This is a genomic window from Amycolatopsis sp. NPDC058278 (assembly GCF_042881395.1).
In the GTDB taxonomy this organism is placed as follows: Bacteria; Actinomycetota; Actinomycetes; order Mycobacteriales; family Pseudonocardiaceae; genus Amycolatopsis.
Window position 1 is genome coordinate 65,246 of the sequence record NZ_JBHVXZ010000041.1, and the last position, 11,177, is coordinate 76,422.

Annotated in this window: 12 protein-coding genes and 1 pseudogene; 8 read left to right on the forward strand and 5 right to left on the reverse strand. The window is 71.2% G+C overall.

What is annotated here, in order from left to right; all coding sequences use genetic code 11:
• On the reverse strand, window positions 1–963 hold the full coding sequence (locus tag ACFVYA_RS22335) for an LLM class flavin-dependent oxidoreductase (RefSeq protein WP_387047561.1): 963 nt from the start codon (window positions 961–963) through the stop codon (window positions 1–3).
• Window positions 964–1,211: 248 nt separating this feature from the next.
• Here ACFVYA_RS22335 and ACFVYA_RS22340 point away from each other — a divergent pair, with 248 nt between their 5' ends.
• A complete protein-coding gene (locus ACFVYA_RS22340; RefSeq protein ID WP_387047563.1) occupies window positions 1,212–1,445 on the forward strand; it encodes a hypothetical protein in 234 nt (77 codons plus the stop codon).
• A gap of 487 nt (window positions 1,446–1,932) precedes the next feature.
• Here the strand turns inward: ACFVYA_RS22340 and ACFVYA_RS22345 are convergent, their stop codons facing one another.
• Window positions 1,933–2,193 carry a hypothetical protein gene (locus ACFVYA_RS22345; protein ID WP_387047564.1) on the reverse strand — a complete coding sequence of 87 codons (261 nt, stop codon included), beginning with the start codon at window positions 2,191–2,193 and terminating at the stop codon, window positions 1,933–1,935.
• A gap of 135 nt (window positions 2,194–2,328) precedes the next feature.
• On the opposite strand from ACFVYA_RS22345, the gene ACFVYA_RS22350 reads away from it, so the two are divergent.
• Together ACFVYA_RS22350 and ACFVYA_RS22355 are read left to right on the forward strand one after the other, a co-directional pair.
• Complete coding sequence (locus ACFVYA_RS22350; protein WP_387047566.1) at window positions 2,329–2,766, forward strand: SgcJ/EcaC family oxidoreductase; 438 nt, start codon at window positions 2,329–2,331, stop codon at window positions 2,764–2,766.
• Between the two features lie 232 nt (window positions 2,767–2,998).
• Complete coding sequence (locus tag ACFVYA_RS22355) at window positions 2,999–3,871, forward strand: SDR family oxidoreductase (protein WP_387047567.1); 873 nt, start codon at window positions 2,999–3,001, stop codon at window positions 3,869–3,871.
• Window positions 3,872–3,954: 83 nt separating this feature from the next.
• Here ACFVYA_RS22355 and ACFVYA_RS22360 read toward each other — a convergent pair whose 3' ends face one another.
• Together ACFVYA_RS22360 and ACFVYA_RS22365 are read right to left on the reverse strand one after the other, a co-directional pair.
• Entirely contained in the window at window positions 3,955–4,989 is a 1,035-nt protein-coding gene (locus ACFVYA_RS22360) for a CU044_5270 family protein (RefSeq protein ID WP_387047569.1), read from the reverse strand.
• Window positions 4,979–5,596, reverse strand: coding sequence for an RNA polymerase sigma factor (locus ACFVYA_RS22365; protein ID WP_387047570.1), 618 nt, complete (start codon window positions 5,594–5,596; stop codon window positions 4,979–4,981). Before ACFVYA_RS22365 ends, ACFVYA_RS22360 begins: the two co-directional genes overlap by 11 nt.
• A gap of 279 nt (window positions 5,597–5,875) precedes the next feature.
• Between ACFVYA_RS22365 and ACFVYA_RS22370 the strand changes: the two genes are divergently transcribed.
• The 5 genes from ACFVYA_RS22370 (at window position 5,876) to ACFVYA_RS22390 (ending at window position 10,721) form a co-directional block, all read left to right on the forward strand.
• Window positions 5,876–6,376: a SigE family RNA polymerase sigma factor gene (locus ACFVYA_RS22370; RefSeq protein WP_387047572.1), complete on the forward strand. Its 501-nt coding sequence runs from the start codon at window positions 5,876–5,878 to the stop codon at window positions 6,374–6,376.
• On the forward strand, window positions 6,376–7,407 hold the full coding sequence (locus ACFVYA_RS22375; RefSeq protein ID WP_387047574.1) for a hypothetical protein: 1,032 nt from the start codon (window positions 6,376–6,378) through the stop codon (window positions 7,405–7,407). Before ACFVYA_RS22370 ends, ACFVYA_RS22375 begins: the two co-directional genes overlap by 1 nt.
• 269 nt (window positions 7,408–7,676) lie before the next feature.
• On the forward strand, window positions 7,677–8,810 hold the full coding sequence (locus ACFVYA_RS22380) for an ABC transporter substrate-binding protein (protein WP_387047576.1): 1,134 nt from the start codon (window positions 7,677–7,679) through the stop codon (window positions 8,808–8,810).
• 97 nt (window positions 8,811–8,907) lie between these two features.
• Window positions 8,908–10,077 (forward strand): histidine kinase, encoded by a 1,170-nt coding sequence (locus ACFVYA_RS22385; RefSeq protein WP_387047578.1) that lies wholly within the window; start codon window positions 8,908–8,910, stop codon window positions 10,075–10,077.
• Entirely contained in the window at window positions 10,074–10,721 is a 648-nt protein-coding gene (locus tag ACFVYA_RS22390; RefSeq protein ID WP_387047580.1) for a response regulator, read from the forward strand. The genes ACFVYA_RS22385 and ACFVYA_RS22390 overlap by 4 nt, the downstream gene beginning before the upstream one ends.
• 45 nt (window positions 10,722–10,766) lie before the next feature.
• On the opposite strand, the pseudogene ACFVYA_RS22395 reads toward ACFVYA_RS22390, so the two are convergent.
• A pseudogene (locus tag ACFVYA_RS22395) lies at window positions 10,767–11,177 on the reverse strand (SARP family transcriptional regulator); the annotation flags it as partial.

Sequence of the window (11,177 nt, forward strand, 5' to 3'; positions counted from 1 at the left end):
TCAGTCCACCTGAATCGAGTGAATGGCGGGTACGACGTTCTCCGCGATGGCGTGCAGTTGCCGCTCGTAGTCGGTGAAGGAGCTGATCCGGAGGACGATGTGCCGGGCGCCGGCCTCGACGTACTCGCGCAGGAACTTGACCATTTCCTTTTCCGGCCCGCCCCAGTAGATCTGGTAGGGCAGCATCGCCGGCAGCGGCAGCTCGTTGTAGCGCATCGTGTAGTCGTTGAGCCCCACCTCGGCCACCGCGGCGTCGGCGTTGACGTTCACGTTCACGTACACCGCCGGGGTGATCTTCTCCGGGTCACGGCCGGCGGCCTTGGCGCTCTCCCGGATCTGCTTGAGGGACTGCCGGTACTCGTCCGGGTCGATGCGCACCGGCAGCCACCCGTCGTAGAACGAGCCGGTCCGCTCGACCGCGAGCGGCTTGCCGTTGCTGGCCAGCCAGAGGCCGGGACCGCCGGGCTGGACCGGCGCGCTCTGGTCGCGCAGGCCGGACAGGTTGCGGTACTTGCCGACCAGGCTGCCGTCCTCGCCCCGCCACACCTTCTTCCAGGCCTGCACGGCCTCGTCCACGCGCTCGCGGCGTTCCCGGTAGCTCATGGTCACCGCGTCGTACTCGGCCTGCACCGGCAGCGGGGCGCCGGTGCCGATGCCCAGCTTCAAGCGTCCCTTGCTGATCTGGTCCAGGGTCACGATGATGTGCCCGAGGGCCAGCGGATCGCGCAGCACCGCGGTGAGGGACGCGGTGCCCACGGTGATCTCCTTGGTCACCATGGCGATGGCGCCGAGCAGGGTTAGCGGCTCCATGCGGTGCCGCGCGACGAACGAGTCGCCGACCCACACCGAGTCGAACCCGAGCTCCTCGACCTGGCGGGCCAGGTTGAGCAGGGGGTCGGCGTCCCGCGCGCCAAGTATTGCCAACTCCCGGACTGGCAGTGCGATGCCAATTTCCACGGACACCGTGCATTCCTCCTGCTTCGCTGGCTGCGGACACACTTCCCCACCGCCCGGAACCACGGTCGGCATACAACCGAATCGCATCCACGTCGGTGGCTACATGTTGCGGTGTCGGTTCCCAGTATCACGGCCGCCCGGCGTGCCGGCTTCTTCCGCTTTGCGCTGTCCGGACCGATACCGCATCCCGTAGCGCCTTCTTCCGCGTTGCTCGGCCGCACTGGCAATTGTTGATTCCGCTGTATTGTGTCGGCGTGCCACAGTCGCCGGACGTGACCGCGGACCGGGACCCCGCGAGCGCGGTCACGTACAGCCGCAAGGTGTTCGTGCCGCAGACCCGGCTGGGCCGACCTGCGCGCCGGTGTGCCCGCGCCGGCCTGCGGGCCCTCAAGGCCGAGGCGCCGGGCAGGCACGTGCACGCGTCCTCGCCGACGGCGATCGTTTCGGCGGCGGACAACCGCGCGGTGCACGCGTCGGCGGCACCCTGATGGAAATGCTTGTCCCGGTGTGCTCGATGACGTCGTCACGGATATGTGGTGAACACCCCGCGCACGTGAAGAGACGTGTTCCCCCGGGCGGCGGCTTCACGGTCGGGTAAACCGCCGGTGCCGGGTGCGAGAAAAATCGTGGAAACACGCGGGATGTCTTGGCTCGCGTGGTGGAGCTGGTTCCGTTTCCAGACGAGAACCCGGCGTTACGTGCCCGTGGTCCCGCAGGGCCAGCGTGTCGGCACGCAACCCCGACCGGCCCACCTGCCGCTCGCCGCTGATTCCGGTGGCGGACGCGCCGTGGACATTCTCTGCGGCGTCAGCGGCGGTTCATCGATCTATTCGCCATGTCCATTAAGCGTATTTTCGGGACGTGCATCCCGTCAGAAAACGCTCTCATGAACTCGGACACGAATGCCGAGGTGTACGGGCGCGTGCTGTGCGGCCTGGGTCCTGGAACTCTCTATATCCAGCCGAAGGGAACAATTCATGACCAGTTCACCAACGCCCGGCCGGCGCCGCCGATATCGCGGCGTTTGGCCCTGAAGGGTGCCTGGCCCTGGGGGAGGGGCGCGGTCGCCGGGGAGCAGATGATCAGCACGTCCTGGGTGGTGCTCGGGCGGGGCGGCCGGCGGTGAGCCGCCTGCCGGAACAGTCCCGCGTCCCGGCGGCTGCCGGTGTCCGGATCAGCAATGATCGGTTTGCCGACGAAAATAGTAATTTCGGCCAGGAATAAACGGATCAGCACAGTTGTTTGGTGCTGATTTATTCCCCATTTCGACCGCAACTTTGAAGATGCCGCGGGTGTCCGGGTTGCGGCAACATTGGTGACAGCAGCGCATGCCTGCGGATGCTGGAGCGGAAATCAGAGAGGACTTCACCGATGACTGCCAACTTTGCTGACACGGCGACGGAGACCGAGGTGGCCGCGGTGCGCGCGGTCGTGGACGGCATCGCCGCGTCGTGGGCCGCCAACGACCCCGACGGGTTCGCCGACGCCTACACCGAGGACGCCAGCATGGTCCTGTCCGGCGACCGCTACTTCAAGGGCCGCGAGGTCATCCGGAAGATGACGGTGCACCAGTTCAAGGCCGCGCACCAGGGCACGACGCTGCTGCAGAACATCGTCGACGTCCAGTTCCTGTCGCCGGAGGCCGCCGTGGTGATCACCGATGGCGGCGTGCTCACCGACGGCGAGACCGAGCCGCACCCCGCGCGCGCCCTGCGGGCCACCTGGGTGATGGCCAAGACCGGCGAGGGCTGGAAGATCGCCGCGTACCAGAACGGCCGTCTGGCCGACCAGCCGCTGCAGGGCGAGTAACGGCTCGGCCGTGCCATCGCCGGCCTCGCCCGCTGGACACCTGACCCGGCGGGCCATCGCGAATACCGGCACGTCGCGGAAACGTCCACATCCGACAGCGGACGTCTCCGCGACGCGCCGTATTCCCACCCGCGGGATCAGCGCACCATGAGAGAGGTGAGCCGGCCCGAAGTTCTCTACCTTGCTGTTACGGCGCAGGGGCAACCGTCTATGTCGATAAAGGGAGAAAACCATGATCTTGGTGACCGGGGCGACCGGCACGGTCGGCAGAGAGGTCGTGCGGCAACTCGTCGAGGCGGGCCGCCCGGTCCGGGCGCTGACCCGGGACCCGGCCGCGGCCGCGGCCGTGCTCGGCGACGGGGTGGAGTTCGTCGCCGGTGATCTCGGCCGGCCGGAGACGCTGCCGGCGGCCGTCGCCGGCGCGCAGAGCGTGTTCCTGCTCTCCGGCGGCGGGCCGGAGACGCCGCTGCACGACGCGAACCTGGGGCAGGCCGCGGCCGAGGCCGGGGTCGGGCACGTGGTCAAGCTGTCCATCATCGGTGCCGAGTATGGGTTCACCGACCTGGTCAGCACCTGGCACCTGGCCGGCGAGCGGGCCCTGCGGCAGATCGGCGCCCGGCCCGGCGGCCCCGCCTGGACCTTCCTGCGCCCCGGCGAGTTCAGCTCCAACGCGCGGCTGTGGGCCGGCCCGGTCAAGGCCCAGGGCACCGTGTTCTGGTCGCAAGTGGACACTCCGGTCGCGGTCGTGGACCCGCGTGACGTGGCCGCGGCCGCCGTCGCGACGCTGCTCGAGCCGGGCCACGAGGGCCAGAGCTACCGGTTCGGCGGCCCGGAGGCGCTGACCGCCCGGGAACGCGTGGCGAAGCTGGGTGCCGCGCTCGGCCGGGAGCTGAACCTGGTCGACGTCCCGATCGCGGCCGCCCGCGACGCCGCGGCCAAGTCCGGCCGCCAGCCACTGGTCGTCGAGACGACGCTGGGCAACCTGACCCGCGAGGAGTTCCAGGTGCAGGCGGTGAAGGTCCTGCCCACGTTCGAGAAGCTGGTCGGCCGGCCGCCGCTGACCTTCGATCAGTGGGTCGCCGACCACATCGGAATCTTCCGCTGACCGCGGTCACCCGTGTGCTGTGCCGTGCGCTTGCCACCCCGCGCACGGCACAATCACCTCTCGGAGCTACTGGCGCGGCCGGGTCATGATGTCCGACCGATACCGGCGACGATGGCCTTGGTCATGATCGCGGTCGTGCCGACGACGTCGCCCGCCCGGCCGCGGCTGGGACTGTCCGTGGTGAGCACGTCACGCTCGCCGAGCAATTCGTCGGTCGCGGCGTTGAAGATCCATTCCGTGCGGACGAAGCCGTCGTCGCGGGCGACCGCGACGCCGCGGCGACCGGCGGCGTCGGTGGCGTCGGGCACGGAAGTGACCCCGGGGATCAGTGCGGCGGCACGGTAGAGCGCCGCGGTGATCTGCGGCGGCGCGGCGGATTCCCGGAGCATGTCGCCGATGGTGACGAATGCTTCCTGGTCGGGCGTGGAGCCGTGTCCCTTGGTCTCGGTGTAGATCCGGTCCAGCAGTGCGCGCGGGTCGGTTGGCAGGGAGGCGAGCAGCCGGTAGGTGGGCCTGTTCAGGCTGCCGTGATCCGGGCAGGAGCCGCCGCGATCGGTGATGTCCATGTCGACGCCGTTCTGACGCAGCAAGCTCTTCTCGCACAGGTTGGCGACCGGTATCCACACCTGCCGCGGTCGTGGCTTGCCCAGCCCTGGGGACGCGGGGTCCTCGTGCGGGTTGCCGTCCTTGTCGACGGTGGCACTGGAGCTCGTGAACGCCTGCATGGTGTCGACGTACACGTAGCTGGTGTCGGTCACCGCGGGCGAAGGTCGTTTGTCCGCGACGGCTGCGACACGTGCCAGCAGCCGGACCGCCGGCGAGTCCGCTGTCGCAGCGGGCGGTACCGGTACCGGAGTGGGATGGTTGACGGCGACGACGACCCCGACGGCGGTGGCTGCGACGACCGTGCCCAGCGCGGGCAGCAGGACTGTGCGGCGTAGGTGCCTTCGACGTGGTGTGTCGTTGTGGACGGTGCCGCGGGTTGGCGTGATCTCGCTCAAAACCAGCTCCTTGACCGCGTGAGTGCGACTGGCCGGCAGGTCACGCCGTGGGGGCGTCGGCAGCAGGCGAGCTACGTCGGTGACGATGTTCTCGTCGCGCCTGTGGTCAGTGCTCATCACGTGCCTCCTGTCCGGGCCAGGCCACGGTTGTGTGGCTGCCCTGTTCCTGTCCGCTCCCGCGATGGCGTTCCCGTGCGGCCGTGGAATCACGGGTCGCCCGCAGCTTCGCCCGAGCACGGGACAGCCGGGATCGCACGGTGCCCACGGAAATGCCCAGCGCCTGCGCCGCCGAGGCCTGGTCGAGCCCGGCCCACACCACCAGCGCCACGACATCCCGCTCACCGGGCCGGAGCCGCTCCAGCGCCGCCCGTGCCGCGGCCACGGCGTCGATGTCGTCGACCCGGTCGACCACATCCTGGGCGAAGTCCGGCGTCGGCGGGTCGGCGTGCAATCGGGTCAGCGCGGCCTGGTACCTGCGCGCGGCGCGAGTGGTGTTGCGTGCGACGTTCGTGGCGATCCCCAGCAGCCACGGCAACAACGACCCGCCCTCCGGCTCGACCTTGTGCCGCAGCCGCCACGCCTCCAGAAACGTCAGCGCCACCACGTCTTCGGCGGTCGACCACGACCAGGTCAGCCGGAAGGCGTGGTTGTACACCCCGCCGGCGTGGCGATCGAACAGCTCGGCGAACACATCGTGATCACCCGCGCGTACCCCGGTCCGCATTCTCATCTCCACACAACCGTCTGTCCGGCCATGTCCGGCACGTTCCCGTGAGGCCGGTCACACCGCAGGGCTGGTGGACAAGTATCCGCAGCTGCCGGTGACGCTTGCCCAGCCGGCTCATCGCGCGGAAGCGCCCCATGCGGTCCCGCACCGCCGTCCACGCCACGTCCGCTGCGGGGCGCTGGTTCAGATAGTCGGACGCGGGAGGAATGCGCGGGGTTCGCAAGGAAGTTCTGTTCGGCGGTACACGGATCGTGCGCGGCGGCAGTCTTCATAGTGATGGCTGACTACGAGGACTTCGTCCGGGCGCACCTGCCGCGGTTGCTGCGCTACGCGACGATGCTGACCGGGGAGCGGGAGCAGGCCGCTGACCTGGTGCAGGACGTGCTGGTCAAGGTGTACCGGCGGTGGTCGCGGATCAGCGACGCCGAGCACCCCGACCGCTATGTCCTGCGGATGGTGACCAACGACTACCTGTCCTGGCGGCGCAGCCGGGCGGCGCGGCTGATCGCCGTGGGCGACCCGCCGGACGAGGCGCGGCCGGAGGACTTCGCGTCGGACCACGCGGCACGCGAGGACATGTGGCAGCGCCTGGCGCGGTTGCCCCGGCGCCAGCGCGCGGTCGTGGTGCTCCGGTACTACGAGCAGCTCGCCGACGCCGACATCGCCGACCTGCTCGGCTGCGCCCAGGCCACCGTGCGGGCGCACGCCCGCAAAGCCCTGACGACCCTGCGACACGGCCTGCGCATCGACCGGATGGCCCAGGCGAAGGAGAGCTGATGGACATCGAGAACCTGATCAAGGACACCTTCACCGCCCACGAGCACGACGCCCCCGACAGCGACCAGGTGCTGGCGGCCACGCGTCAGCGCCTCGACCGCAGGCGCGCCGTGGTGAGCCGTCCGCTCGCGGCCGCCGCCGGGGTGGTCCTGCTCGCGCTGGCCGCGGTCGCCGTCGTCGCGCTGAACCGGCCCGCGCACGACGACCAGGTGGCCACGGGCGCCGGTCCGGCCGCCGTCACCGCACCGGCCAAGGCGGCCATCGCGGAGCTGGCCATGCCCTACTCGCTCGGCTGGCTGCCGCCGGGCAAGGCCGACTACCTCGCGCACCGGATCAACGTCGGTGGCAGCGCGGCGGGCTCCGACAAGCCGGTGTACGGCGGCGAGTACATGCTGACCGTCACGTCCGGGCGTCAGGTCCTGCTCGTGGACGTGCAGGAAATGCGGACGGTGCCGGTCGAGCAGGCCGCCTTCAAGTCCGGTCCGGGCCGGCCCGTCACCATCGGCGGGCGGGCCGGCGTGGAGAGCTCGCACTCCGGTGGCCCGGGCGGCTACGAGGTGTACCTGACCCACCCCGGTGGCGGCTCGCTGTACGTCAACGTCGCCGCCCAGCCGGGCAGCACGGCGTCGGCGCAGCAACTGATCGACGCGGGCCGCCGCGTCGCGGAGAACGTCGCCTTCCCGGGCACCACCACCGTCACCCCGGCGTTCGGCCTCGGCAAGCTGCCCGACGGCCTGCGGATGTGCGCGTTCGACGTCGAGCAGGGCGGCCCGGGCGGCTCGCGCACGAGCTACTCGGTGGGCACCTGCAGCACCGTGCCGCCGATCCAGGTGCGCATCGGCGAGGCCGGCCAGGTGCGCGGCACCGAGGGGCAACCGGTCCAGGGACACGCGACCCGCTACGTGGACGAGAACGGTTACCGCACGCTGTGGATCCTCAAGGCCGTCCACGACGCGCCGATCGCCGTCGCGGGCCCCGGCGCGCAGGCGGAGCTGTACGCCATCGCCGACCACCTCGTCCTTCCCCGCTGAGGTCCCGTGGGTCCTCTTCGGACGCGACCGAGGAGGATCCACGGTCGGCGATCAGACCGCTGCTGGTGCTGCCGGCAAGCCGGAGAACGCGCGGCCTCCGTGCCGAGGGGCATCAGCCGTTCAATCGTTCGGTTGAACGCAGCTTCCCTCTTCGGCGCGCCTGATCGCTCCGTCCGTGCGATGCGGTGACCGGCTCGGTCGCACCACAATGGCGGTGGCCCACGGCGCCTGGGCCTCGCATGGTCCCCCAGCAGAAAGGTTTCCTCGACGTGGCCACCTTCCTCAGCAGACGAAGTGTCCTTGCCGCCGGGGCGGGTGCCGCCATCGGCGTCGGCGTGGGTGCCACCTCGGCGTCGGCCTCGGCCGGGTCACCCTCAGGTGGCGGCTCCGAGGAGACCCGGACGCTCGACGAGCTCTACCAGGCCGCGCTGGCGGAGGGCGGCAAGCTCGTCATCTACGCCGGTGGCGACACCCCGACCCAGCAGGACGCGACCAAGGCCGCCTTCAAGGCCCGCTTCCCGGGCATCGACCTGACGCTGATCGTCGACTACAGCAAGTACCACGACGTGCGGGTCGACAACCAGTTCGCCACCGGCACCCTCGTCCCGGACGTCGTGCAGCTCCAGACCGTGCAGGACTTCGTGCGCTGGAAGGAACAGGGGCGCCTGCTGGGCTACAAGCCCGCCGGCTTCTCGAAGGTCCACGACGCGTTCAAGGACCGCCAGGGTGCCTGGGTCGCGGTTTCGGCGCTCGCCTTCAGCTTCATGTACGGGACGTCGGCGGTCGGGTCGGCAGCGCCGCGCACCCCGCTCGACCTCGTCGACCCGAAGTGGCAGGGGAAGATCGCGTCGTCGTACCCCCACGACGACGACGCCGTCCTCTACCTCTACACGCGCTACGTCCAGGCCTACGGCTGGGACTGGGCGGCGAAGCTGGCCACCCAGGGCGTGCGGTTCGCGCGCGGCAGCAACTCGCCGGGTGAGGCGGTGACGGCCGGGCAGGCCGCCATCGGCATCGGCGGCGCGGGCTCGCTGATCTCGCCCGCGTCGGCGCCCGTGCGGTTCGTGGTCGCCGACGGGCACCCGTTCATGGCCTGGGGCCAGCGGGCCGCGATCTTCAAGCAGGCGAAGAACCCGACCGCCGCCAAGCTGTACCTGAACTGGCAGCTGTCGCTCACGCAGCAGCAGGCGTCCTTCAACGGCTGGTCGGTCCGCACGGACGTCGCGCCGCCGGCCGGGCTGAAGCCGATCTGGGAGTACCCGAACGCCGACCTGGGCGGATTCCCCCGCTTCATGGCCGACCGCGCCGAGGTGGAGCGCTGGAAGCAGACCTTCGCGCTGTACTTCGGCGAGGTCAAGGGCGACCCGACGCCCGGCTGGCCCGGACTGCGCCCGGGCGCCTGACTTGACCTGAGCCACAACTTGACGTGAGCCACACCGGCATCGGCTAAGCTCCTGGATGGCACTGTCCTGATTGGATGATCCGTCCAGGGGGTTCGCCGTGTCCGACCACTCGCCGTCGTCGGCACGCGGAAGCCGGCTCCTGTGGCAGGTGCCACACCTCGTGTTCTTCGTCGTCGTCGGGGCCGCGATGGTCCGGCTGGTCAGCCTGAACGTCCCCCTGTGCTGGGAAATCGTCACCGTCAGTTCGGTGCTGGCCGTGGTGTACGCGGCCGGTCTCGCGCTGTGGTCCACAATGGGTGTCCGCGTCCGGTACGCGTGGGTCGCGGCCCTGCTCCTGCTGTGGACGGTCCTGGTCGCGCTGACCCCGCCGTTCCTGACCGTCGCCTACGTCTGGTGCGCCGTGCCGCTGGCGTGGGCGGTGCTGCGGGCGCTCGGACGCCGTGGCGCGACGGTCGCGGTGGCCGTGATCACCGTCGTGCTGGTCGGTCAGCTGACCGCGGCCACCGGCCGGTTCGACGCGGAACTCGTGCTGATCCCCGTAGCGGCCGTCTGGGGCACGGTGGCCCTGTACCGGGCGCTGCAGCAGGAGCAGCGCCGGGCCGGTGTGCTCGAGGAACGCGTGCGCCTCGCCCGGGACCTGCACGACACCCTCGCCCAGGAACTGGCCGGCAGCGTGCTGCTCCTGCAGGCGGCGGAGCGGAGCTGGGCCGAGCCGGAGGTCGCGCGCACCCGCGTTCGCGCGGTCACCGACCGGCTGAGCGCGGGCCTCGACGAGACCCGGCGGATCATCGGGGACCTCACGCCGGCTCCCGTCGCGGAGGCCGGGCTCGGGGGTGCGCTGCGGCTGCTGTGCGATCGCGCCCGGCAGGACGGAACCGCGGCCCAGGTGCGGTTCCGTTCGGTCGGAGCCGGCTGCCCCGGCCTCGACGAGCGAGCCGCCACCGCGCTGTTCCGGGTGGCGCAGGGCGCGCTGGCCAACGTCCGTGAGCACGCGCACGCCACGACCCTGCTGGTGACCCTGCACCACTACCCGGACCGGGTCGAACTGGACGTGTGCGACGACGGCATCGGCTTCGACCACACCGGCGACCCGGCCGGTCCGGGCCGGGGTGTCGGCCTGCCGTCGGCCCGGGCGCGGCTGCGGGAGCACGGCGGTGACCTCGAGGTCGACACCGCTCCGGGCCGGGGCACGCGGATCCGGGTCCGCGTCCCCGGCCGCCGGCGGTCCGGCCCGGTCGTGCCCGCGACCTCCGCGGCGGTCCGATGACGACCACTCCGCTGCGCCTGCTGATCGCCGACGACCACGCGGTCGTGCGGGCGGGACTGCGGGCCCTGCTCGACGGTGAGCCGGATCTCGAGGTGATCGCGGAAGCGGGCAGCGGCGAGGAGGCGGTGCTGCTCGCCACCGAGCTGGCCCCCGACGTCGTGCTGATGGACCTGCGCTTCGCGGGCACGGACCGCGGCATCGACGGAGCCGAGGCCGTCCGCCGGCTGACCGCCAAGGCGGCCGGGCCGGCCGTGGTGATGCTGACCAGCTACTCCGGCCGCGCGGACGTCGTCCGCGCGCTGGAGGCCGGTGCTCGCGGCTACGTGCTCAAGGCGGGGCCGCCAGAGGAGCTCTTCCGGGCCGTGCGCGAGGCCGCCGCCGGCCGCATCGGCCTCGCGTCGGAGGTCGTCGGGCACCTCGTCGGCCGGGTGGTCAGCCCGCCGCCGGAGCTGAGCGAACGGGAGCGAGAAGTCGTCCGGTTGCTGGCCGACGGGCACAGCAACCGCTCCATCGCGGAATCCCTGTACCTCAGCGAAGCCACCATCAAGACGCACCTGGTGCGCATCTACCGGAAACTGGGCGCCGACAACCGGGCGGCGGCCGTCTCCGAAGCGGTTCGCCGGGGACTGCTGGAACTCACCTGAGCGGTGAGCGGGTGACGCGCCGGCCGCGTTGCGGCCGCACCACCACTACCCGGCGCCCTGGGTGCTGAGGTCCGCCTCCGCCAGATACCGCGCCACCGGGCCCAGGGTCAGCATTCCGCTGGCGGCGCCGGCGTCTTCCGTACGGGCGTCCCGCAAGGCCGTCGCGGCCCGCGCGGCGACTCCGCGTTCGCCGAGGCGCGCCGCGGCGTGGGCGGTGAGGCACCACATCGCCTCCTGCAGGTGGTCGTGCGGTGGTTCCGGCGCGGCCGCGAGGGCGGCGCGGGCTTCCGCCTCCCGGCCCTGGGCGAGCAGCACGTGAGGCCGGGCCCAGTGAAGGTAGGGACCCCAGTCGAGGTGCTGGTCCGTGGGCGCGGCGCGATCGTGCAGGAGGCGCAACCCCAGCAGGGCGAGCGGGAACAGGCCGCGGTGCAGGCCCGGCATCCCGGCCGTCCGGAG